The organism is Streptomyces sp. NPDC051940, from assembly GCF_040680895.1.
In the GTDB taxonomy this organism is placed as follows: Bacteria; Actinomycetota; Actinomycetes; order Streptomycetales; family Streptomycetaceae; genus Streptomyces.
In genome coordinates, this window is record NZ_JBFAXR010000130.1 from 1 (window position 1) to 23589 (window position 23589).

The 23589-nt window shown below is 72.0% G+C and carries 19 protein-coding genes; 7 read left to right on the plus strand and 12 right to left on the minus strand.

What is annotated here, in order from left to right:
• Positions 1-129: 129 nt before the first annotated feature.
• From AB0M28_RS33315 to AB0M28_RS33325, 3 genes are read right to left on the minus strand one after another with little or no spacing between them, the layout of a single operon-like run.
• Positions 130-876: a succinate dehydrogenase/fumarate reductase iron-sulfur subunit gene (locus tag AB0M28_RS33315; RefSeq protein ID WP_365413263.1), complete on the minus strand. Its 747-nt coding sequence runs from the start codon at positions 874-876 to the stop codon at positions 130-132.
• Complete coding sequence (locus tag AB0M28_RS33320) at positions 873-2852, minus strand: fumarate reductase/succinate dehydrogenase flavoprotein subunit (protein ID WP_365413265.1); 1980 nt, start codon at positions 2850-2852, stop codon at positions 873-875. Before AB0M28_RS33320 ends, AB0M28_RS33315 begins: the two co-directional genes overlap by 4 nt.
• Positions 2853-2855: 3 nt before the next feature.
• Entirely contained in the window at positions 2856-3560 is a 705-nt protein-coding gene (locus AB0M28_RS33325) for a succinate dehydrogenase (protein WP_365413267.1), read from the minus strand.
• A gap of 85 nt (positions 3561-3645) precedes the next feature.
• Here AB0M28_RS33325 and AB0M28_RS33330 point away from each other — a divergent pair, with 85 nt between their 5' ends.
• Positions 3646-4539 carry a LysR substrate-binding domain-containing protein gene (locus tag AB0M28_RS33330; protein WP_365413268.1) on the plus strand — a complete coding sequence of 298 codons (894 nt, stop codon included), beginning with the start codon at positions 3646-3648 and terminating at the stop codon, positions 4537-4539.
• A gap of 55 nt (positions 4540-4594) precedes the next feature.
• A complete protein-coding gene (gene ligA / locus AB0M28_RS33335; RefSeq protein ID WP_365413270.1) occupies positions 4595-6661 on the plus strand; it encodes an NAD-dependent DNA ligase LigA in 2067 nt (688 codons plus the stop codon).
• A 42-nt stretch (positions 6662-6703) separates the two neighbouring features.
• Here ligA and AB0M28_RS33340 read toward each other — a convergent pair whose 3' ends face one another.
• On the minus strand, positions 6704-7612 hold the full coding sequence (locus AB0M28_RS33340) for an NAD-dependent epimerase/dehydratase family protein (RefSeq protein WP_365413272.1): 909 nt from the start codon (positions 7610-7612) through the stop codon (positions 6704-6706).
• Between the two features lie 142 nt (positions 7613-7754).
• Between AB0M28_RS33340 and AB0M28_RS33345 the strand changes: the two genes are divergently transcribed.
• The 5 genes from AB0M28_RS33345 (at position 7755) to AB0M28_RS33365 (ending at position 12533) form a co-directional block, all read left to right on the plus strand.
• Positions 7755-8465: a TetR/AcrR family transcriptional regulator gene (locus AB0M28_RS33345; RefSeq protein ID WP_365413274.1), complete on the plus strand. Its 711-nt coding sequence runs from the start codon at positions 7755-7757 to the stop codon at positions 8463-8465.
• A 68-nt stretch (positions 8466-8533) separates the two neighbouring features.
• The gene (locus AB0M28_RS33350) at positions 8534-9502 is read left to right on the plus strand and encodes a pirin family protein (protein WP_365413276.1); all 969 of its coding nucleotides are present in this window, start codon (positions 8534-8536) and stop codon (positions 9500-9502) included.
• 178 nt (positions 9503-9680) lie between these two features.
• A complete protein-coding gene (locus AB0M28_RS33355) occupies positions 9681-10394 on the plus strand; it encodes a phytanoyl-CoA dioxygenase family protein (RefSeq protein WP_365413278.1) in 714 nt (237 codons plus the stop codon).
• Positions 10387-11193: an AraC family transcriptional regulator gene (locus AB0M28_RS33360; protein WP_365413280.1), complete on the plus strand. Its 807-nt coding sequence runs from the start codon at positions 10387-10389 to the stop codon at positions 11191-11193. Before AB0M28_RS33355 ends, AB0M28_RS33360 begins: the two co-directional genes overlap by 8 nt.
• A gap of 38 nt (positions 11194-11231) precedes the next feature.
• Entirely contained in the window at positions 11232-12533 is a 1302-nt protein-coding gene (locus AB0M28_RS33365; RefSeq protein ID WP_365413282.1) for a Gfo/Idh/MocA family oxidoreductase, read from the plus strand.
• Here AB0M28_RS33365 and AB0M28_RS33370 read toward each other — a convergent pair.
• From AB0M28_RS33370 to AB0M28_RS33405, 8 genes are all read right to left on the minus strand, one after another.
• A complete protein-coding gene (locus tag AB0M28_RS33370; RefSeq protein ID WP_365413284.1) occupies positions 12505-14499 on the minus strand; it encodes a hypothetical protein in 1995 nt (664 codons plus the stop codon). The genes AB0M28_RS33365 and AB0M28_RS33370 overlap by 29 nt on opposite strands.
• Positions 14496-15485, minus strand: coding sequence for a Gfo/Idh/MocA family oxidoreductase (locus AB0M28_RS33375; RefSeq protein ID WP_365413286.1), 990 nt, complete (start codon positions 15483-15485; stop codon positions 14496-14498). Before AB0M28_RS33375 ends, AB0M28_RS33370 begins: the two co-directional genes overlap by 4 nt.
• On the minus strand, positions 15482-16507 hold the full coding sequence (locus AB0M28_RS33380) for a Gfo/Idh/MocA family oxidoreductase (RefSeq protein ID WP_365413288.1): 1026 nt from the start codon (positions 16505-16507) through the stop codon (positions 15482-15484). The genes AB0M28_RS33375 and AB0M28_RS33380 overlap by 4 nt, the downstream gene beginning before the upstream one ends.
• A gap of 6 nt (positions 16508-16513) precedes the next feature.
• Complete coding sequence (locus AB0M28_RS33385; protein WP_365413290.1) at positions 16514-17392, minus strand: carbohydrate ABC transporter permease; 879 nt, start codon at positions 17390-17392, stop codon at positions 16514-16516.
• 18 nt (positions 17393-17410) lie between these two features.
• Positions 17411-18415 (minus strand): sugar ABC transporter permease, encoded by a 1005-nt coding sequence (locus AB0M28_RS33390; protein WP_365413291.1) that lies wholly within the window; start codon positions 18413-18415, stop codon positions 17411-17413.
• A 4-nt stretch (positions 18416-18419) separates the two neighbouring features.
• Positions 18420-19889, minus strand: coding sequence for a substrate-binding domain-containing protein (locus tag AB0M28_RS33395; protein ID WP_365413293.1), 1470 nt, complete (start codon positions 19887-19889; stop codon positions 18420-18422).
• A 5-nt stretch (positions 19890-19894) separates the two neighbouring features.
• The gene (locus tag AB0M28_RS33400) at positions 19895-22213 is read right to left on the minus strand and encodes an endo-1,4-beta-xylanase (protein ID WP_365413295.1); all 2319 of its coding nucleotides are present in this window, start codon (positions 22211-22213) and stop codon (positions 19895-19897) included.
• A gap of 113 nt (positions 22214-22326) precedes the next feature.
• On the minus strand, positions 22327-23361 hold the full coding sequence (locus AB0M28_RS33405) for a LacI family DNA-binding transcriptional regulator (protein WP_365413297.1): 1035 nt from the start codon (positions 23359-23361) through the stop codon (positions 22327-22329).
• Positions 23362-23589 lie beyond the last annotated feature (228 nt).

The window sequence follows — 23589 nt, forward strand, 5'->3', positions numbered from 1 at the left end:
CCGCGGCCACCGCCGAGCCGAACTCCAGCAGCCAGGCGGTGCCCGGCGTCTGGAGCAGGGCGTTGAGCGACCCGTGGTCGCGGTCCAGCAGCCCACACCACGCGGCCGCGCGCGCCCGCAACGGCCCCGCTACCGTCGCGCCGCCCGGACCGCGCGCAGCCACTCCCGGTTCATCGACGCGATCGACTGCAGCGGGATGCCCTTCGGGCACGCCGTCGCGCACTCCCCCGTGAGTGTGCAGCCGCCGAAGCCCTCGTCGTCCATCTGCCCGACCATGTCCAGCACCCGGGTCCCGCGCTCCGGGGCGCCCTGCGGCAGGACGTTCAGATGGTTGACCTTCGCCGAGGTGAACAGCATCGCCGAGCCGTTCGGGCAGGCCGCCACGCACGCGCCGCAACCGATGCACTCCGCGTGCTCGAAGGCGTAGTCGGCGTCCTCCTTGCGGACCGGGGTGGCGTGGGCCTCCGGCGCCGAGCCGGTCGGGGCGGTCACATAACCGCCCGCGCCGATGATCCGGTCGAACGCCGAGCGGTCCACCACCAGGTCCTTCACCACCGGGAACGCCCCGGCCCGCCAGGGCTCCACGTCGATCGTGTCGCCGTCGGCGAAGGACCTCATGTGGAGCTGGCAGGTGGTGGTGCGCTGCGGGCCGTGCGCGTCGCCGTTGATGACGACGCCGCACGCGCCGCAGATGCCCTCGCGGCAGTCGTGGTCGAAGGCGACGGGGTCCTCGCCGCGCAGGATCAGCTGCTCGTTGAGGGTGTCGAGCATCTCGAGGAAGGACATGTCCGGTGAGATGTCGTCGATGTCGTACGTGGCCATCGCGCCGGGTGCGTCGGCGTCCGGCTGGCGCCAGACGCGCAGGGTGAGCCTCATGTGTAGCTCCGCTGGGTGGGGTGGACGTGTTCGAAGGTGAGCTGCTCCTGGTGGAGTACGGGTGCGGCACCGCCGTACTCCCAGGCCGCGGCGTACGCGAACGCCTCGTCGTCGCGCGCGGCCTCGCCGTCCGGTGTCTGGGACTCCTCGCGGAAGTGGCCGCCGCAGGACTCGGTGCGATGCAGGGCGTCCAGGCACATCAGCTCGGCGAGTTCGAGGTAGTCGACGATCCGGTTGGCCTTCTCCAGCGACTGGTTGAGCTCCGCGCCGCTGCCGGGGACCTTGATCCGCCGCCAGAACTCCTCGCGGATCTGCGGGATGCGCGACAGCGCCTTGCGCAGGCCCGTCTCGTTGCGGGCCATGCCGCAGTGGTCCCAGAGCAGTTCGCCGAGCTCGCGGTGGAAGGACTCCGGGGTGCGGTCGCCGTCCACGGCCAGCAGCCGGGTGAGGCGGGCCTCGACCTCCGCCACGGCTTCGACGGCCGCGGGATGATCCGCGTCCACGGGCCGGGCGGCCGCGTTGCGGGCGAGGTAGTCGTTGAGGGTGGCGGGCAGGATGAAGTAGCCGTCCGCCAGGCCCTGCATCAGCGCGGACGCGCCGAGCCGGTTGGCGCCGTGGTCGGAGAAGTTGGCCTCGCCGATCGCGAACAGGCCGGGGACGGTGGTCTGCAGGTCGTAGTCGACCCACAGGCCGCCCATCGTGTAGTGGATCGCCGGGTAGATGCGCATGGGCACCTCGTACGGGTCCTCCGCGGTGATCCGCTCGTACATCTCGAAGAGGTTCCCGTACCGCTCGGCGACCGTCGCCCGGCCGAGCCGGCGGATCGCGTCGGCGAAGTCGAGGTAGACGCCCTGTCCGCCGGGGCCGACGCCGCGTCCCTCGTCGCAGACGTTCTTCGCCGCGCGCGAGGCGATGTCGCGGGGCACGAGGTTGCCGAAGGACGGGTAGATCCGCTCCAGGTAGTAGTCGCGCTCGGCCTCGGGGATCCGCGCCGGCGGGCGGTCGTCGCCGCGCGCCTTGGGCACCCAGATGCGGCCGTCGTTGCGCAGCGACTCGCTCATCAGCGTGAGCTTGGACTGGTGGTCGCCGGAGCGCGGGATGCAGGTGGGGTGGATCTGGGTGAAGCAGGGGTTGGCGAAGTACGCGCCGCGGCGGTGGGCACGCCAGATCGCGGTGGCGTTGGAGTTCTTGGCGTTGGTGGAGAGGTGGAAGACGTTGCCGTAGCCGCCGGTCGCCAGGACCACGGCGTCCGCGACGTGCGTGGTGATCTCGCCGGTGACCAGGTCGCGGGCGACGATGCCGCGCGCGCGGCCGTCCACGACGATCAGGTCGAGCATCTCGGTGCGCGGGTGCATCTCCACGTTCCCGGCCGCGATCTGCCGGGACAGCGCCTGGTACGCGCCGAGCAGCAGCTGCTGGCCGGTCTGGCCGCGGGCGTAGAAGGTGCGGGAGACCTGGACGCCGCCGAACGAGCGGGTGTCGAGCAGTCCGCCGTACTCGCGGGCGAAGGGCACCCCCTGCGCCACGCACTGGTCGATGATCTCGACCGAGATCTGCGCCAGGCGGTGGACGTTGGACTCGCGGGCGCGGAAGTCGCCGCCCTTGACGGTGTCGTAGAACAGGCGGTGGACGGAGTCGCCGTCGTTGCGGTAGTTCTTCGCGGCGTTGATGCCGCCCTGGGCGGCGATGGAGTGGGCCCGGCGCGGCGAGTCCTGGTAGCAGAACTGGACGACGCGGTAGCCCTGTTCGGCGAGTGTGGCGCCGGCCGAGGCGCCCGCCAGTCCGGTGCCGACGACGATGACGGTGTGCCGGCGGCGGTTGGCGGGGTTGACCAGCTTCGCCTCGAAGCGGCGGGTGTCCCAGCGTTCGGCGACGGGCCCGGTGGGGGCCTTGGTGTCGGCGATCGGGGCGCCGGTGGTGTAGCCGGGGTCGGCCGCGGTGAGGTGCTCGGGGTCGGGGGTGTCGTGCAGGAGCATCGGTCAGTCCACCAATCCGGTCATCACGCCGACGGGGAGGGAGAGGAAGCCCGCGGTGAGGGCCAGCGCCAGGGCGTTCGCGCCGGCCCGCAGCGCCCGGTCGCCGCGCGCGCCCGCCACGCCGAGGGTCTGCGCCGCGCTCCACAGGCCGTGCCGGACGTGCAGGCCCATGGCGAGCACCGCGGTGATGTAGACGGCGTTGCCGTACCAGGTGGAGAAGGTGTCGACGACGTTCTGGTACGGGTGCCCGGGCCGGAATCCCGGGTGCACGGTGCCGGTCGTCAGATCCAGCAGGTGCCACACCACGAACAGCCCGAGGATCACGCCGCCCCAGCGCATGGTGCGGGTGGCGTAGCTGGTCCGGGCGTGTACGTAGCGGGTGGGGCGGGCGCGGATGTCGCGCCGGCTCAGCTGGTACGCCGTGACGCCGTGCAGGATCACGGAGACGACCAGGGCGACGCGGATGCCCCACAGGGCCCATTCGTGGTGCAGGACGGGCGCGCCCATGACGCGCAGCCAGTGGGCGTACGCGTTGAACTCGTCCGGCCCGAAGAAGATCTTGAGGTTGCCGATCACGTGGGCGACCAGATACCCCAGCATGACCAGGCCGGTCACGGCCATCACGGCCTTCTTCCCGACGGTCGAGTCCCAGACGATACGGGTGGTGGACGGCCGCCGGTCCGTCCGCGCCCTGGTTGCAAGTGCCATGGTCAACGACGCTACGGCCGCCGTTCACCATCCGTCCAAGACATGATGGACCTCATTTCCATAGCCATCGCCTATCGTGGTGGTCGTGCAGCTCCACCAGCTCCAGTACTTCGTCGCCGTCGCCGAGACCCGGCACTTCACCCGGGCCGCCGAGCGGATGCACATCGCGCAGCCGTCGCTGTCCCAGCAGATCCGGGCGCTGGAGCGGGAACTGGGCGCCGAGCTGTTCCTGCGCGCCCGCGGCAACATCTCCCTCACCGACGCCGGTGAGGCGCTGCTGCCGCTGGCGCGCCGCATCCTCGCCGACGCCGACACCGCCCGGCTCGAGGTGCAGGAGCTGGCGCAGCTGCGCCGCGGCCGGGTGCGGCTCGGCGCCACGCCCAGCGTCTGCACCGGGCTGCTGCCCACCGTGCTGCGGGCCTTCCACGACCGCTACCCGGGCATCCAGCTGCTGATCGAGGAGGGCGGCTCGCACGACCTGGTGCGCATGCTGGCCCGCGGCGCGCTGGACCTGGCGCTGGTCGTCCTGCCGCTGCCCGCGCCCGCTCCGGCGCTCACGACCGTGGAGCTGCTGAAGGAGGACCTGGTCGTGATCTCGTCCCCGGCCGCTCCCGCCCCGGGCGGGCGGCCGGGGCGCTCCGTGAGCGTGGCCGATCTGCGGGACGAGCCGCTGGTGATGTTCCGGCACGGCTACGACCTGCGCGAACTCACGGTCGCCGCCTGCCGGGCCGAGGGTTTCGAGCCCGTGTTCGCGGTCGAGGGCGGCGAGATGGACGCGGTGCTGGGTTTCGTACGGGCCGGGCTCGGCGTCGCCGTCGTGCCGCGGATGGTCGCCGAGCGGCCCGGGGCCGACCTGCGGATCACCCCGCTGACCCGCCCCGGGCTGCGCCGGACGATCGCCCTGGCGCACCGCAGCGACGTGGCCCCGCCGCGGGCGGCGCGGGAGCTGCAGCGGATGCTCGAGGGCCGCGCGGAGTGAACCGCCCGACGCGCCACCGGCCGCGTTGTCAGTGGCACCGGGCACGATGTGGGCCATGACGACACTCTCGGTACTCGCCGATACCGCCGCGTACGCCCGTGCGGTCCAGGACGCGGTCCAGGCCGCCTCCGCGTACTACGCGGACGGGGACAGCCCGCTCGACGACGACGCCTACGACCATCTGGTACGGGCGATCGCCGCGTACGAGCAGGCGCATCCGGAGCAGGTGCTGCCCGGGTCGCCCACCGGGAAGGTCGCCGGTGGCGCCGCGGTCGGCGATGTGCCGCACAGCGTGCCGATGCTGTCGCTGGACAACGTCTTCTCCGCCGAGCAGTTCACCGCGTGGGCCGCCGGGGTGGAGCGGCGCATCGACCGCCCGGTCGGGAGGTGGAGCGTGGAGGCCAAGCTGGACGGGCTCGCCGTCGCCGCCCGCTACCGCCACGGCCGGCTCACCCAGCTGATCACCCGGGGCGACGGGCTGGCGGGCGAGGACGTCACCCACGGCGTCGGCCAGATCCACGGCCTGCCGGACACCCTGACCGAGCCGGTCACCGTCGAGGTGCGCGGCGAGGTGCTCATGACCGGCGCGCAGTTCGAGCACGCCAACACGGTGCGCACCGAGCACGGCGGCGATCCGTTCTCCAATCCGCGCAGCGCCGCGGCGGGCAGCCTGCGGGCCAAGGACCGGCCGTACCAGGTGGAGATGACCTTCTTCGCGTACGGGCTGCTGCCGCAGCCGACGACCCCCTCCGAGGCGGCGGAGCGGCTGCACACCGGGGCGCACAGCGAACTCATGGAGTACGTCGCGGACCTGGGCGTGCACACCGCCGCCGCCACGGACGTGCCGGGTGCGGCGGTGGCCGCGGTGGAGGAGGTGCTGGCCCGCGTCGAGGAGATCGCCGCGCTGCGCGCCACGCTGCCGTTCGGCATCGACGGCATCGTCGTCAAGGCCGACGACGCGGCCGACCAGCGCGACGCCGGACTCGGCAGCCGTGCGCCGCGGTGGGCCATCGCCTACAAGCTGCCGGCCGTCGAGAAGATCACCAAGCTCGTCGGCGTGGAGTGGAACGTCGGACGCACCGGCGTGATCGCGCCCCGCGCCCAGCTCGAACCCGTGGAGATCGACGGCTCCACCGTGACCTACGCGACGCTGCACAACCCCGCCGACATCACCCGCCGCGACCTGCGCGTCGGCGACCAGGTGATGGTCTACAAGGCCGGCGACGTCATCCCCCGCATCGAGGCCCCGGTCGTCGCCCTGCGCACCGGCGACGAGCAGCCCATCGCCTTCCCCGAGGTCTGCCCCCAGTGCGGCTCTGCCATCGACACCTCCGAGCAGCGCTGGCGCTGCGAGCGGGGCCGCAACTGCCATCTGCTGGCCTCCCTCACCTACGCCGTCGGCCGCGACCAGCTCGACATCGAGGGCCTCGGCGCCACCCGGCTGGTCCAGCTCGTCAACGCGGGCCTCGTCACCGACATCGCGGACCTGTTCACCCTCACCCGCGAACAGCTGCTCGGCCTGGACCGGATGGGCGAGGTCAGCGCCGACAACCTCCTCGCCGCCCTGGAGCAGGCCAAGGCCAGGCCGCTGAACCGGGTGCTGTGCGCGCTGGGGGTGCGCGGCACCGGCCGGTCGATGTCGCGGCGGATCGCCCGCCACTTCGCCACCATGGACGCCGTACGCGCGGCCGACGACGCGGCGATGCAGCAGGTCGACGGCATCGGTACGGAGAAGGCACCCACGATCGTCGCGGAGCTGGCCGAACTCGCCCCGGTCATCGACAAGCTGGTCACCGCCGGGGTGAACATGACCGAACCCGGCGCCACTCCCCCGGCCGCCGACGGCGACGTCGAGGACGCGCCCGCCGCGGGCCCGCTGGCGGGGATGACGGTCGTGGTCACGGGCGGCATGAGCGGCCCGCTGGCGGAGCTGGGCCGCAACCAGATGAACGAGCTGATCGAGCGCGCCGGAGGGAAGTCCTCCTCCAGCGTCTCCAAGCGCACCTCGCTCGTGGTCGCCGGAGCGGGCGCGGGGTCCAAGCGCGCCAAGGCCGAGGAGCTCGGCGTACGCATCGCGACACCGGAGGAGTTCGCGGCACTGGTGGCCGACCACCTCCTGTGACGGGACGGTCGGGTGGCGGCCGGTGCGGGGGTGCCGGCCGGCTCAGCCGATCATCTCGCGCAGTGCGTCCTCGGTCGCGGTGGGCTCGATGCCGAACGCGGCGGTGGCGGCCGAGGAGTCCATCACGAAGGGGCGGCGGTACTGGTACTGGGTTTCGCGCAGTTCACGCACCAGCGGGTCGCGGAGCCCGCCGAGCCACAGCACCGCCCGCGGCATCACGGCCAGGCGGGGGGCCTGCGCGCCGGCCAGCGCGCAGGCCCGGCCGGCGAGTTCGCGCAGCGACAGCGGGGGCGCGGTGGGCACGTGCCAGGGGCGGCCCCACGCCCGCTCGTCGGCGGCGACGGCCACCAGGGTGCGGGCCACGTCGCCGGCGTAGGTCCAGCTGTGCGGGGCGTCCAGGTCGGCGGGCACGCGCACCCGGGCGCCGGCCAGCACCTTGGGCAGCACCAGCAGGCTCCACAGCGACTGCGTACCGGCGCCCAGATAGTCCGACCCCCGCACCTCCGTCGCCCGGACCTCGCCCGCCTCGTGCGCGGCCAGGGCCTCGCGCCACAGCCGGGCGCGCAGGCGGCCCTTGACGCCCGTGGCGCGCTGCGGGGTCTGCTCGGTCATGGGGCCGTCGACCGGTCCGTAGCCGTAGAGATTGCTCACGGTGGCCAGCACCGCGCCGCTCGCGCGCGCGGCGGCCAGGCACGCCGCGGCGGGCGGCGGCAGCTCGGCCTGCCACCGCGGGTAGGGGGCGCCGACGCAGTTGTACAGCGCGGCCGCCCCGTCGGCGAGCCTGCTCAGTGCGCCCGCGTCGCCGGCGTCGGCCGCCGCCTTCTCCACGCCCGGATGGTCCGGGCCGCTGCCGCTCCGGGTCACGATCCGGACCTTCTCGCCGCGGTCGGCGAGCAGCCGGGCCGTGGCCGCGCCGACCGGTCCGGCGCCGACGATCACATGCAGGGACATGGCAGGACTCCTCGTCGAGTACGGTGATCCTTACAGAGAACACTGTTCTCTGTATTCAAGGATCGCGCACCCGCCCGCCTTCCGTCAAGAACAGCGTTCCGAAACCGGTCCCCCGTTCACGGCGTATGGGAGAATCGGCCCTGTGAGCGCAAAGAACCTCCGCGAGCGCGTGCGTACAGAGATCACCCAGGAGATCCTGGCCGTCGCCCGCCGTCACCTGGCCGCCGACGGCGCCCATCTCTCCCTGCGCGCCGTGGCCCGCGACGCCGGCCTCGTACCGTCCGCCCTGTACCGCTACTTCGCCAGCCGCGACGCCCTGCTCACGGCCCTGATCACCGACGCCTACGAGGCGCTCGCCGACGCCGTCGAGGCGGCCGAGGGGGCCGTGCCCCGCGCCGACACCCCGGGGCGGTGGCTGGCCGTGTGCCGGGCCGTCCGCGGCTGGGCGCTCGCGCATCCCGCCGAATACGCCCTGATCTACGGCAGCCCCCTGCCCGACTACACCGCACCCCCCGACACGGTCAGCCCGGCGTCACGCGTCCTGATCACCCTGACCGCCATCCTCTTCGACGACGCCGCCGGCACACCGCACCCGGCGGGCGACGTCACGCCGCTGCCCGAAGCGCTGCGCGCGGACCTGGCCCGGCTGATCGAGCATCCGCCCGCGGAGATCTCCCCACCGCAGGGGACGGCCTCTCCCGAGGACCTCCTGGCCACCGCCCTCGTCCTGTGGACGCACCTCTTCGGCCTCGTCTCCTTCGAGACCTTCGGCCGGCTGGACACCGTGATCAGCGCCCGCGACGAGTACTTCGACCACCAGATCCGGACCATCGGCCGCCTCGCCGGCCTGTAGGACCCGGCTGCCCGCCGGAGGGGGCGGGCTCCGCGGCGGGGCCGGTGCGGGGGCGTAGGTTGGGGGGCATGAGCAATCTCGATCTTCGTCCTGATGAGGCCAGGTGTGGGGGGCTCGCCGATGTGGCGGGCACGCCCGTCCGGGAGTTGCTGACGCCCCGGCTCGTACCGCTCGGTGAGAGCACCGTCGTACGGAGGCTGCTGCCCAACCTGGGGCGGCGGATGGTCGGCGCCTGGTGTTTCGTCGACCACTACGGGCCCGACGACATCGCCGACGAACCCGGCATGCAGGTGCCCCCGCACCCCCATATGGGGCTGCAGACCGTCAGCTGGCTGCACGACGGCGAGGTGCTGCACCGGGACAGCCTCGGCTCGCTGCAGACCGTACGGCCGCGGGAGCTGGGGCTGATGACCTCCGGGCGGGCCATCTCGCACTCCGAGGAGTCGCCGCGCCCGCACGCCGCGCTGCTGCACGGCGCGCAGCTCTGGGTCGCGCTGCCCGACGAACACCGCAACGTGGAACCGGCGTTCGAGCACCACCCGGACCTGCCCGTGCTCAGCGGGGGCGGCGGGCTGCGGGCCACCGTCATCCTCGGGGAGGTGGACGGCGCCGCCTCACCCGGTACGACGTACACCCCGCTGGTCGGCGCCGACATCGCGCTGGCCGCCGGCGCCGACACGCGGCTGCCCGTGGAGCCCGACTTCGAGTACGCGGTGCTGACCATGTCCGGCCAGGCCGAGGTGGACGGCGTGCGGCTGGACCCGGGCTCCATGCTCTACCTCGGCTGCGGGCGCCGCGAGCTGCCGCTGCGCGCCGACACCGACAGCGCGTTGATGCTGCTGGGCGGGGTGCCGTTCGAGGAGCAGATCGTCATGTGGTGGAACTTCATCGGCAGGTCGCACGAAGACATCCGGCAGGCTCGCGACGAGTGGACGACCGGCAGCCGGTTCGGCGAGGTCCACGGCTACGACGGGACGCGGCTGGCCGCCCCCGAACTGCCGCCGGGGCCGCTCCGTCCCCGGGGGCGGGTGCGCTGACCTCGGCGTCAAACTCCCCGACGGCTCAGTCGACCTCGGCGACGAACTCCCCGACTCCGGCCTCCCGCCGCACAAGCGGAACATCCGCATAGTGCGGCGGTGCCGGAGCCGAGCCCTGCGGCAGCAGGCCGCATAGCGTCGGTCCCGACCGCATCCGGCTGAGCGAAGGGGCACCACGGTGCTGGACCAGTGGAAGACCGAGGGGTTCGTGGCCGTGGACAGGCCGCTGTTCGCACCCGATCAGTTCGGCATGCTCCGGGATCTCTTCGAAGAGCACCTTGCCACCCGCGGCGACAGCATCTTCCATGAGCTGGACATGCCCCACACCCGCGACGCCCGCCTGCTGGAGCTGCTGCTCGATGACGCCGTCCTCGATCTGGTGGAGCCCATCACCGGACCCGACATCGTGCTCTGGTCGTCCGGCTTCATCTGCAAGGTTGCGCACACCGGCCCGCCCACTCTGTGGCACTCCGACGCCGCGTACTGGAAGGGCCGGCTGGACAACGAGGAGGGCATCGTGACGGTCTGGCTGGCCATCGACCCCAGCACCCGCGACAACGGCTGCATGCGCGTCATCCCCGGCACCCACCTCGCCGGCCACCCGGCCTACCGGGTCGTCGACCAGGAGGCGTTCTTCCACAGCGAGGCGACCGACGTCGACGAGTCCGCCGCCGTCGACCTGGAACTGGCCCCGGGCCACTGCTCCCTGCACGACGGCCGGATCCTGCACGGCGCCCGGGCCAACACCAGCCCGCACCGTCGGGCCGGCTACACCATGCGCTACCTGCCCGCCACCACCCGGATCCGCCCCGAGGCCCCGGGCAACCAGGGCCACCAGGTGTGGCTGGCCCGCGGGCGCGCCACCGCGCCCAACCGGTACGTCAATGCGTGAGGACCGCACGCCGCCGCCCCGCCTCGACACGGGCACCTGGCTCGACCCCGGGCGGGGCATCGCCGTGCACGAGCAGGTGCTCACGGAGGGCGTGGCGCTGCACTGGCACGAGTTCTTCGAGCTGTCGTACATCACCGAGGGCGCCGGGGAGCACATCCTGAACGGCTCCCGGCAGCCTCTCGGGCCTGGCGACACCCTGGCCCTCACCCCCGCCGACTTCCACGAGGTCCGGCCCGTTCCCGGCGGGACGCTGCACATCACCAACATCGTCTACACCGACGACCTGCTGCCCGCCGAGGTGCGCGCGCTGCTCCCCACCCCGACGCTGCACCTGCCGGAACTGGCCGCGGACGTGGCCCGGATGCCGGCCGAGTACCGCCGCACCGACGCGCTCGCGGCGCTCGCCCTGAGCGCCACCCTGACGCGGCTGCTCGCCGACGTCGCCCGTGCCGCCGCCGGGCGGCAGCCGGAGCGGCCGGCCGCGCGCGCCGATGTGCAGCGCGCCCTCGTCTGGCTCGACCACCACTTCCGCGAGCCGATCAGCCTCGCGGACGCCGCGCGCGTCGCCAACCTGTCGCCGCACCACTTCAGCGGCCTGTTCCGGCGGACGACGGGCATATCGTTCCAGGACCATCTCACCAGCCGGCGGCTGGCCTTCGCCCGCCGGCTGCTCACCGCCTCCGGTCTGCCCGTCACGCACGTCTGCCACGCGGCCGGGTTCAACGACCTGACCCACTTCAGCCGCACCTACCGCCGCCACTTCGGCCACCCGCCCTCCGCGGACCGGCGCGCGGGCTGAACCGCCACACCCCTTTCCTCACCATCGGGAGATGCCGCATGGACCGCGCCGCGATCGTCGGGACCGGCAACCGCGCCCAGCTCTTCACCGAAGGTCTCGCCCGCCGCGAGCACGTCGACCTGGTCGCGTTCTGCGACCCCAACCCGGTGCGCATGGCGCACCACAACACGCTCCTGACCACCGCCGGCCGGCCCGAGGCCCGTACGTATCCGGCCGAGGGCTTCGAGAAGATGCTCGCCGCCGAGGACATCGAGCTGGTAGTCGTCACCGGCGTCGACGCCACGCACGACGCGTACATCGTGCCCGCGCTGCGGGCCGGTTGCCGGGTCGTGACCGAGAAGCCGATGACGGTGGACGCCGAACGGTGCCGCCGGATCCTCGACACGGTCGAGGAGACGTCCGGCGACCTCTCCGTGGCGTTCAACTACCGCTTCAGCCCCGTGCACGAGCTCGTACGCCGCGAACTGGCGGCCGGGGCCGTCGGCGAGGTCACGTCCGTCCACTTCGAGTGGCTGCTGGACACCCGGCACGGCGCGGACTACTTCCGGCGCTGGCACCGCGAGCGCGAGCACAGCGGCGGGCTGATGGTGCACAAGGCCGGGCACCACTTCGACCTGGTGAACTGGTGGCTCGGCGCCCGCCCCGAGCGGGTCTTCGGCGTCGGCCGGCTCGCCTTCTACGGGCGGGAGAACGGTACGCGGCTGGGCGTGCGGCGCGAGTACGAGCGGGCGCACGGTTCGGCCGCCGCGGCGGACGACCCGTTCGCCCTGCACCTTCAGGACAACGAGGGGCTGCGGGCGCTGTACCTCGAGGCCGAGGAGGCGGACGGCTACCACCGGGACCGCAACGTGTTCGGCGACGGGATCACCATCGAGGACGACATGGCGGTCGTCGCGCAGTACTCGACCGGCGCCTCGCTCTCGTACCACCTGACGGCGTACTCCCCCTGGGAGGGCTACCGGGTGATGTTCAACGGCACCGGCGGCCGGCTGGAGCTGGAGGTCGAGGAGAGCCGCTGGCAGCCGCCCGGCGCCCGGCTGTCCTCCCGCAAGGGGGCGGTGCACGGCGACACCGCGATGGTCAACGCGGGCGGGGCGCGGATCCTGGTGCGCCCGCTGTGGGAGCCGCCGCGCGAGGTGGAGATCCCCGCCTTCGACCACGAGGGGCACGGCGGCGCGGACGCCCGGCTGCTGCGCGCCCTGTTCGACGGCGAGGGCGCGGCCACGGCGGCGAACGCGGTCGACGGGGCGCTCGCCCTGGCGACGGGCCTGGCCGCGAACCGCTCGTTCGCGACCGGCGCCGCCGTCGAGATCAAGGATGTCGTCCGCATTCCGCAGTAGGCCCGATGATCGCGACCGATCCGGACGGCGGTCCCGAGTGGACGGGACCGCCGTCCACCGCGGCCGTCACATGCCCGCCGGCCAGCCGCACGTCGACCTCCCGCCCGCGGTAGCGCAGCCCGCGCAGCTCCACCGCACCGGGCAGCCAGTGCGGCGGGGCCAGCTCCAGCGCCCCGTCCGGCCGCGGCCGCAGTCCGGCCAGCCCGGTGAGCACCGCCTCCGCGCCGGTCAGGCCCGCGATCACGTTGGCGCGCCGGCCGCGCGGCGGGGCGGCGGGCCGGTCGCAGTAGTGGTCCTGCGGGTAGTACGGGAAGTGCCCGCCCATCCACAGCACCCGGGACAGCACGTCCCAGGCGAGGCGCGGTTCGCCGCGCTCCCACAGGGTGAGGGCGAGCTGCGGCGCCTCCCCGGTGTAGGCGCCGCCGCCGGACCAGTCGACGTCGCCGAGCTCGTAGTGCCGGCCGTCCTCGGCGGAGACGCTGCTCACGCCGTACGGGCCGAGGAAGGCGCCGTCCCGCAGATGGGACAGCAGCGCCGCCGCCATCCGCGGGGTGCACGCCCCGGCGCGCAGCGCGTCGTAGGCCTGGATGGAGTAGGCGAGTTCGGTGTGGCCGTCGGGGTAGCGGCTGCGGAACCAGCCCGCCTCCTCGTCCCACAGCTCGGCGGCCACCGCGCCGAGGATGCGGTCGGCGCGGGCGCGCAGACCGGCCGCCGGGAGCGGGGCGCCCGCGGTCTCGGCGAGCTCGGCGAGCAGCCGCAGGCTGGTGGCGCGTTCGGCGTTGGGGCTGGCGACCAGGTGCTCCCAGCCGGTGCTGCGCATTTCGAGCAGGTTCTGCTGCGAGCCGTAGTCGCGCAGCTCCCCGTGCACCGCGAAGCGCGCCGCCAACTGCTCCTCCGTCTCGTGCAGCCGGGTCACCAGGTCCGGGGCGATGCCGTCGTGGCAGGCCGCGGCGTGGGCCAGCGTGACGAGGGACCAGCCGCTGTAGGCGTACGCGACACCGGTGCCGGTGCCGTCGGGGGCGATGGCGTAGTGGTCGGTGAGGTCGGCCTTGGCCATCGACTCCAGCAGCCCGCCGGCGGTGCCGCGGAGCATCAGGGCCAGGGTGTGGGGTGCGTAGCCGCCGGTGTCCCAGGCGTAGGCGCACAGGGCGCCGCCGTCGATGCCGGAGGTGGCGACGAACGGGACGGTGGCGAACGCGGGGTTGTCCCACAGGCAGACCAGTCCGCTGGCCAGGGAGCGCCGGTAGTAGGCGTCGAGTCCGGGGATGTCGGTGATCAGCCGGGGCACCCGCTCCAGCGCCGCGGCGACGCGGGCGGCGGTACGGGCGCGCGACTCCTCGGCCCAGTCGCGGGGGGTGCCGCCCGGGCGCGGTCCGGCCAGGAGTACGGCCAGGGTGAACACGGCGGCGCCGGAGGCCGGGATGTCGGCTTCCAGCGTGCCGTGCACCAGCTCGGGGTCGGTCGCGGTCCCGGGCTCCGGCGGCATCCATCCCCAGTCGCTCAGCGGCACCCGCCCCACCGGTCCCGACGCCAACTCGGGCAGCAGCCGTACGCGCACCGCGCGTCCGGAGCGGTTGGCGACGCTCACCTGCAGCGCGTACCCGGCGACGCCGTGCAGCGGCGTCAGCGTGCTGACCACCTCAAGCGAGACCAGCCGGCCCTCGTGCCTGCGGTGGTACGTACCCCTGCGCTCGATCCCGTCCAGGCGCCAGGTACCGCCGGCCAGCAGCAGCCCTCCGCCCGCGATACCGGGCGCACCGGTGTCCCCGATCCGTACCCCGTCCGCCTCCAGCGCCACGGCGAGCCGCGCCTGCGGGGCGGCCAGCGGCGGGGCGAAGCAGGCCCCGGCGCCGAGCACGGTGCCCGGTGCCAGGGCCACCGTCGAGAAGCCGCTGGTGGTCCACAGCGTGTCGGCGACACCCCGGCGCAGATCGAAGCCGAAGTCGTCCATGGTGTAGCCGGTCACAGCGCCACCTCCCGCTCCTCGGCCGCGGACCGGTAGGCCGCGAGGATCATCCGCAGGACGTCGGCGCCCTCCGCCTCGGTGTGCGGGGGCCGTTCACCGGAGGTCAGGCGGGCCGCGAAGTCGGCGCACACGGCGGGCACGGCGTCGACAGGCGGGAAGTCCACCGCCGTCGCGGCCTCACCGCGCGGCTTGTGGTGCAGCGTCCGGCCGTCGCTCCACAGGCTGCCCCGCTCCCCCACCACCGAGAACTTCTCGCTGAACGGCGGCGCCTCGTACGCCCAGCTGGTGACGATCTCGCCCACGGCACCGCTCGCGAAGCGCACCAGCACCCGGGCGGAGTCCTCGCCCTCCATGAACTCCAGCCGGTGCCGGCTGAGCATCGCCGTGACGGACACCGGCCGGCTGTCCGCGAGGTGCAGCAGCAGATACGCCGGGTGGTAGCCGGTGTCGATCAGCTCGCCGCCTCCGCTGGTCGCGGCGTCGGCCCGCCAGCCCATGGTCGACGGGTCGAAGTCGTTGAAGAAGCTGTCGGTGGTGCGCAGTTCGTACACCGCGCCGAGCGCGCCCTCGTCGAGCAGTTCGCGGGCGCGGGCGACCGCGGGGAGTGTGAGCTGGCTGTGCGCGCACATCAGGGTGACGCCCGCGTCCCGGACCGCGTCGGCGATCCGCTCGGCCTCCGCCTCGGTCAGGCACAGGGGCTTCTCGCACAGGATGTGTTTGCCGGCCTTCGCCGCGGCGATCACGGCGTCGGCGTGCAGATGGTGCGGGAGGCAGATGTCGACGGCGTCGGTGTCGGCCTCCTCGATCAGCTGCCGGTAGTCGGTGAACACCCGGGCGCCGCCGGCCTGTCCGGCCCGTTCGGCGGCGGCGGCCGGGTCGGTGTCGGCGACGGCGGTGACCCGGGCCAGGTCCGGGACGGCTGTATAGCCCCGGAGGTGGGCGCGGGATATGTTCCCGCACCCGATCAGCCCGATGGACACGGTCATACGCGGGTTCCTCCCGTGACGTGGACGGCGGCCCCGGTGCGGGCGGAGGCGTAGGCGGCCTCCATCAGCCGGGTGAGGTCGAGCCCGAGCGCGAGGTTCTCCTCGGGCCGGGTGCCGTCCTGGATATGGCGGACGAAGTGCTCGAAGGGCGTGCCGGCACCGGCGGGTACGTCGAGCTCCTGCCAGCCGCCGCCCTCGGCGGCGAGCAGCAGCCGGGGCTCGGGGGTGCCGTAGAGCAGGGTGGAGCGGGTGCCGTGGAGCTCGACGGTGAACGGCGAGCGGGCAGCGGCGAATCCGGCCTCGACGATGCCGAGGGCACCGTCGGCGCAGCCCAGCACCGCGACCGCGGTGTCCTCGACGGCGCGTCCGGTGAGGTGGCCGAAGCCCGAGGACACCGTGTCGGGCAGCCGGCCGAGGAACAGCCGGGCCAGGTACATGGGATGGCATCCGAGGTCGATGAGCGCCCCGCCGGCCGTGTCGGCCGGATCGTAGAAGTGCTCGGGCAGCCAGCCCGGTTCGAGCGCCCCGTCGTGGGCCAGGCGTACCCGGACCGTGGTGAGGCGGCCCAGCGTCCCCTCGGCCAGCACCCGGCGGATGGCGGCGGTGTAGCCGTCGTACAACCGGGGCAGGGCGAGCATCAGCACGGTGCCGGCGCGCTCCGCGGCCTGGGTGATCTCCTGGCACTCGGCAAGTGTGGGGGCGAGGACCTTCTCGGTGAAGACGTGCTTGCCGGCGGCCGCGGCTGCGGTGATGACGTCCCGGTGCGCGGTGGTGGCGCAGGTGACGACGACGGCGTCGATGTCGTCACGGGCGAGCAGCCCGCCGAGGTCCGGATGGAAGTCGGCGCCGAGGTCCGCGGCCCACCGGCGGCCGCGTCCGGTGTCGTCGTCCCAGACGGCGACGGTCTCGGTGTCGGGGTGTGCCGCGGACTCGCGGGCGTAGTCGCGGGCGTGGACGTGCCAGAAGCCGAGGACGGCGAGGCGGACGGACACGGTGGAGCCCTCCGGTTGTCCCTTGACCACGGCGGCTCAACCCTTGACCGCGCCGGCCAGGCCGTTGACGAAGTAGCGCTGCAGCAGCAGGAACACCACGACGATCGGGACGAGCGAGATCACGGACCCCGCGCACAGGAACGTCCAGTCGGTGGAGTTCTGGCCGATGAAGGAGTACATGCCGACGGGCAGCGTGTGCAGTTCGGGCTTGGACAGGGTGAACACGAGCGGGATGAAGAAGCTGTTCCAGGCGCTGATGCAGGTGAACAGCCCGACGGTGGCCAGCATCGGGCCGGACAGGGGCAGCATCACCCGCCAGAACGTCTGGTGGAAGTTGGCGCCGTCGACCCTGGCGGCGTCCTCGATCTCCCGGTCCATGGTGGAGAAGTAGCCCATGAACAGGAAGGTCGCGAAGACCAGGCTGCTGGACGACTGCACGATGATCACCGACCACAGGGTGTCGAGCAGTCCGAGCCCCCGCACGATGTCGAAGATCGGGATGATCGTGTAGCCGTGCGGCAGGAAGAGGGTCACCGAGACCAGCCCGATGACCGCCTTGCGGCCGGGGAAGTCGGTACGGGCCAGCACGTAGCCGGCCATCGAGGTGGCCAGCAGGGTGAGCACCACCGCCCCGCCGGCCACCACCACGGTGTTCAGGAAGTACGAGCCGAAGGACGCCTCCTCCCAGGCGCTGGTGTAGTTCGAGCCGTGCACCCCGTCGGGAACGGGGTTCAGGCCCTGGTCGAAGAACCCGTCGGGGCTCTTGAAGGAGCTGCCCAGGGTCCACAGGAACGGGAACAGCCACAGCAGCCCGCCGACGAGCAGCAGCACATGGGTGAGCGAGCGTCCGGCCCGGCGCCGCGCCGCGCGGGGCGGGCGCCGGCGGACGGCGGGGCGGGCGGTGAGTACGGCCATGGATACCTCCCGGAAGTGTCAGGCCCGGCCCGCGGCGCGGCGCTTGGCGAGGGAACGGAAGATCAGCACCTGCACCACGGAGAAGCCGATGAGCAGCACCCCGTAGAAGAAGGAGGCGGCGGAGGCGAGCCCGACGTTCGGCTGGGTGGCCGCGGCCTCGTTGCCGCCGAAGGCGAGGTGGTAGATGTAGGTGTTGACGACCTCGGTGCCGAAGTAGGGGCCGCCGCCGGTCAGCACCTGGACGATGTCGAAGACCTGGAACGAGCCGATGAACGCCAGTATCACGATCATCAGCCCCACCGGCCGCAGCATCGGCACGGTGATGTGGACGAACGCCCGGATCCGGCCGGCTCCGTCGATCTTCGCGGCCTCGTTGACCTCCTCGGGGATGGTCTGCAGCCCGGCGAGGAAGTAGACGAGGTTGTAGCCGAGGGTCTGCCAGACGCCGACCGCGATGATGATGCCCATCGCGATCCTGGGGCTGCCGAGCCAGTCGACGGGGGTGTCGATGACGTGGGCGTCGAGCAGCCATCCGTTCAGCGTTTCGCCGAAGTTGGACAGCATCAGCTGGATGACGACGCCGACCACCGCCGGCGAGGTGACGACGGGCAGGAAGAACAGGGTGCGGTAGAACGCGGAGAAGCGCAGCTTCCTGTTGTTCAGCACCAGCGCCAGCGCGAGGGCGATGACCAGCTGCACCGGGACCACGACGAGGGCGTAGACGAAGGTGTGGGCGACGGAGTCCCAGAAGATCGAGTCGACCATGATCTGCCGGAAGTTGTCCAGGCCCACGAAGTCGGTGGGGTCGCCGATGCCGTTCCAGCGGTAGAAGGTGTAGACGAGCGAACCGAAGATCGGGTAGACGACGAAGGTCAGCAGCAGCGCGAGCAGGGGGAGCAGATAGACGTAGCTCCACCTGTTCGCGCTCACCCGGGCCCGCAGCCCGGCCCGCGGCGGCCGCGTCGCAGGGGACGCGGACCGCCGGGACCGGGCGGGGCTGGGTACGGTGTCGAGAACGGGCATACGGTCAGGCCTGCTTGTTCTGATAGGGCTTGGTGGGGTCCCAGTCGGCGAAGACCCAGTCCTCCAGGCTCACCTTCGCGCCCTTGGCCTGGGCGTCCTTCACGCCGTCGGCGAGGGCCTTGTTGCGGCGGTCCTCCAGCTCGGTGAGCGCCGAGGCCATGTCCTTCAGCTGGCCGGTGTACAGGCCGGTGACGACGTCGGGCAGGTCCGGCTTGACAGCCGGCAGCACGACCTTGGAGACCTCGGGGTTGCGGATCGCGGGCACCGGCCACGTCATGGCGTACTTCCGGGTGTCGACGAACTGCTGGAACTGCTCCGACGCCACCTTGGCCCGCTCGTTCGCCTCGGGGAACACGGACAGGCCCTGGCCCGCCTCGACCCAGCGCTGTCCCGCCTCGGGGCTGTGCAGGTGGTCGAACCACTCCCAGGCCTCGTCGGCGGCCTTCGTCTTCTGCGACAGTGCCCAGACCCGGCCGCCGGGCGGGTAGTAGAAGAACGCCTTCGGGGTCTCGGTGGGCGAGGGGAGGGTGGTCAGGCTGTAGTCGGAGAAGCGGTGCTCGGCCCAGGCGGGCTGGTTCCACACGCCGCCCACCGTCATGCCGAACTTGCCGCGCTCGAAGAAGGCCCGGGCCTGTTCGTCGCCGATGCTCATCGAGCTGGGGTAGACGTAGCCCTTCTTCTTCCACTCCAGCAGCAGGCTGAGGAAGTCGGTGTAGTTGCGGTCCGAGCCGAACGTCCACTTGCCGACCCGGTAGTCGGGGCCGTCCGTGCCGTATCCGGCCGGGGAGCCGGCGCCGCGGACGAACAGCTCGATCCACCAGGGCAGGGTGGCGCTCTGTGCGTTGCCGAAGCCGATGCCGTACGCCTTGCCGCCGCTCTTCGCGGTGATGGCCGCGGCCGCGCGGGTCACGTCGTCCCACGTCTTGGGGATCTTGACGCTGCCGTCGGGGTTGGTGAGGCCGGCCTCCTTGAACAGTCCGTTGTGGACGTAGAGCTGCAGCCAGGGCGCCGCGCCGCCGAAGGGGGCGCTGTAGATCTTGCCGCCGGCCATGTTCACGCCGTCGAAGAAGTTGTTCTCCGGGAAGCGCGACTGCCACTGCTCGGTGGCCTTGTCGTTCAGCGGCCGCGCCCAGCCCTGCGCCACCTGGTCGGTGAAGGCCGGGGTGGAGGGCATCATGAAGAAGTCGGGTGCGTTGCCGCCCCGGAAGGCCAGATTGATCAGGTCGGGGTACTTGTCGCTGACCTGGACCGTCCGCTTGATCCTGATCTTCGGGTGCTTCTTCTCGAAGAGGGCTATCTCGTTCTGCAGCCACGGCTCCTGGCTGAGGTACCAGTCCCAGTGGGTGATCGTCTTGGTGCCCGGCGGGTTGGAGTCGGACGAGTCGCCGCTGCAGGCGGTCAGTCCGCCGAGGGCGGCGGAGCCGGTGAGGGCGGCCGAGGCGGTGAGGAAGCCTCGTCTGCTGATGGGGGACATATTCTCTACGCTCCGTTCTTGAGCGATGCGTCGTCGATGAGCAGGTCGCCGGTGCCCGAGGTGGTGCTGAGCCACCACTCGGCCTTGGCCAGGGTCTTGGTGTGGCCGAGAGTCACGGGGGCGGCCGTCTTCAGCTCGGTCCAGGCGCCCGTGGAGACCGGGGCGGAGGCGAGCGGGATCGATTCCGAGGTGCCGTCGGTGTAGCTCAGCTTGAGCTTGATCTGGGCGGTGGTGGGGTTGCCCGCGCCGAGGCGGACCCAGGCGCTGGAGGTGTAGCTCTGCCCGGAGGCGACGGTCACGCCCTCGGCGGGGCCCTGCCATTCGGCGGTGCGGCCGGTGGAGCGCACCGCCGTCGCGCCCGCGTGCACGGTGGTGGTGTCCGGCTGCACGGTGCTGGGGCTGAAGCCGTACCAGTTGGCGCTGCCCAGCTCCGCGTCCGCGTTGGCCAGCAGGTTCTTGTCGTCGGACGCCTTGCCGTCGGCGACGACGGTGATCGTCTTGCCGGTGTTGGCGGGCATCCGGACGTGCACCTTCTCGGTGGCGCCGTTGGCGGTCACGGTGACGACGTAGTCGCCGAGGAAGCCGCGGGTGGTCCAGCTGCCGGTGCTGTTGGTGGTGCCCTGGGCGTTCGTCCACCACTGGTCGGTCACCAGGTCCTGCCACACCTGGCCGTTGGGCTTGAGGGACCAGTCGGCCCGGTAGAGCGCCACCAGCGGGTTCCAGGCGTTGCGCTCCCAGACGCCGAAGGTGCTGATCGCGGTGACCTTCGGATGGCTGAACAGCATGGTGAGGAAGTCACGGGTGTAGTCGGCCTGCAGCTGCTCGTCGGTGGTGACCATGTCGAACTCGGTGGCCTCCAGCGGCAGGCCGAGCCCGGCGAAGCGGTTCAGCAGGGTGTAGAGGTCCTCCGGCGGGGTGGGCTGCAGCCCGGTGAAGTGGCTCTCCAGGCCGATGCCCTCGATCGGGTAGCCGTTGGCGTACGTCTTGATCCGCTCGGCCAGGTTGTAGAAGTAGTCCTGGTGCCGCTTGTTCCAGCCGTTGTCCTCGATCAGGTCGTAGTCGTTGAGCACCAGCCTGGCCTTGGGGTCGGCCTGCTTGGCCAGCACGAACCAGCGGTTGATCTCGTCCGGGCCCATGATGTCCTGCAGGTTGTGCTCGGAGTACGGCTCGTTGACCACGTCCCAGGTGTCGATCGAGCCGGTGAGCATGCCGGCCTCTTCGGTGATGTGGTTGTCGACGCGGGTCCGCAGGGCGGTCTTGTCGTCGCGCAGGTCGTACACGTCGGGCGGCAGTTGGCCCCAGGAGGGCCACAGCAGGTTGTGGCCGCGGAAGGCCAGGCCCTGTTCGCGCACCCATGTGAGGGTGGGCTTGGTGAGCGTCTCGCGCTCGGTGAGGTTCTCCCAGTGGTTGCGCCACTTCAGGTTGTTGCCGAACGTGACCTGGTTGAAGTTGCCGCCGGTGACGACGGCGCGGTACTTCTGCCCGTCCGTCGTGCTCTGCATCATCGTCGCCGCGTCCACGGCGGTGCCGAAGCCGAACGCGTGCTTCTGCATGTCCGCCGTGACCTGGGCGGCGGGCAGCGGGTTGCCGTCGGCGTCGACCACGTTCACCTTGAGGTCGCCCTTGCGGTACTGGTCGATGCGCTGCGCCGCGGCGGTGCGCCAGGCGGCGTTCGGTTCGCGGCCCGGGTAGGTGACGGCCGGGTAGCCGGCCGGGTCGCCCGCGCCCCAGTTCCGCACCGAAACCCCGGCGACCTGGAAGGTCTGGGCGCCGTAGCCGAGCCAGAACTGCACATGCGCGTCGCCGGGCGCGTAGTCCTCGGCGATCCGGAACGGGAACTCGAACTTCTGCCAGGTGCCGGTGAAGCGGACCGGCGCGTTGGCGGACTTCTTGTACGAACCGCCGTCCCGTTCGAAGAGGAAGGTGGCGTACCCGGCGTCCTGGCCCGCGGCGGGGGTGATGGAGCGGGCCCAGAAGGTGGCGACTGCCGCGTCGTTCGCCTTGACGGCGACGGCGGTCTCGGCGCCGAGCGCGATCTCGTACTCGCCGTCCAGGCCGGCGCTGACCGGACCCGCCGTCGTGGTGATCTGCAGTGCCTGGCTGAAGTTGCTGTTGCCGGACACCGGCACGATCTGCGTCTGCGGGGCGGGGGTGCCCTTCAACTGGTTGAAGGCGGGCAGCGGGTCCGCGGGCATGATCTCGACCGTGTCCGCCGCCTTCGCCTTGGCGGCCGAGGGGGGTGCCGCCTGGAGACCGACAGCGGCGAGGAGCAGGACGGCGAATATCGAAACGGGCTTTCTACGGGGAATTCTGAAATGCCTCATGGACCAGCCCTTTCGGGAATGGTGGGCACGGCGCTCTACTGCTCCGTGCTGCGGCTCCACCAGAATTGAGGCGTTGCGGGGGGAATTCAGGGTCCGGGGTGGGTGGGTGAAATTCAGGCGCCGGCCGGGACGGCTCCCGTGCTGTCCCGGACGATCAGTTCGGTGGGCAGGACGAGGTGGGTCTCCCCTTCCGTGTCGTCGGCGGGTTCGAGGTCGCGCAGCAGCGTGGCGGCCGCGTGGCGGCCCATGTCCGTGAACGGCTGGCGGACGGTGGTGAGGGCAGGCCGTACGTGGGACGAGGCGTCGATGTCGTCGAAGCCGACCACCGAGACGTCCTCGGGCGCGCGCAGGCCGCTCGCCGCGATCTCGTCCAGCACCAGATAGGCCGCCGGGTCGTGGAAGGCGAAGAACGCCGTGGGCCTGCGGTCCGTCGGCAGGGCGAGGAGCTCACGGGTACGGGAGCGCACGAGCTCGGCGTGGAAGCCGGTCTCGGCCTCGAGGCCCGGATCCGGCTCGACGCCCGCCTCCCGCATGGCGTCGCGCAGCCCGCGCAGCCGCTCCTGGACGTACGGGTGGTCGGTGGGACCGAGGATGCTGGCGATCCGGCGGTGCCCCAGCCCGGTCAGATGGCGGCCCGCGGCGAGCCCGCCGGCGTAGTGGTCGGCGCTCACCGAGCTCAGCTCGGTGGCCGGCCCCGACCCGAGGGTGTCGATGAGCACGGTGGGCAGCCCGCCGCGGTTGAGCTCGATCAGCGGCTCCAGCGGCTGCTGGTGGTTGACGACCAGCAGTCCGGCGCACAGGCCCGAGCTGAGGATGCGGTCGACGACCCCGCCGTAGTCCTGCTCGTTGGTGCTGGTGAACAGGACGATCTCGTACTTGGTGCCCTCGACCACCTTGGCCACGCCGTAGTTGATGTTGGCCATGAAGCGCCAGGTCAGGCCGGGGACGATCATGCCGATGAGGCCGGTGTTCCCGCGGGCCAGCGCGGTGGCGGCGAAGCTGGGCACGTAGTTGTGCCGGCGCATCACATCCAGCACCCGGCGGCGGGTCTCCGGATCGACCTTCGGGCTGTTGTTGAGCACCAGCGACACGGTCGACTTGGAGAGCCCGGCGAGGAGGGCTATATCCCGGATGGTCAGCTTCGGCATCGGTGTCCTTTCTGTTGGACTGGTCCAACAGACTTGTCAGGTTGTTTCGTTGGACCAGTCCAACACTGATGCCGGAAGTTATCGTTGGACTGGTCCACCGTCAATGCGTCGCGCAGGAACCCGGTGGATGTGCATAGCCGGCTGGATCCGAACACAAAGGTGCCGCGGCGGATATGCACCCCCGCGGCACCATCCGGGTTCGCGCTGAGAGGGTTACGGCGTCGGATA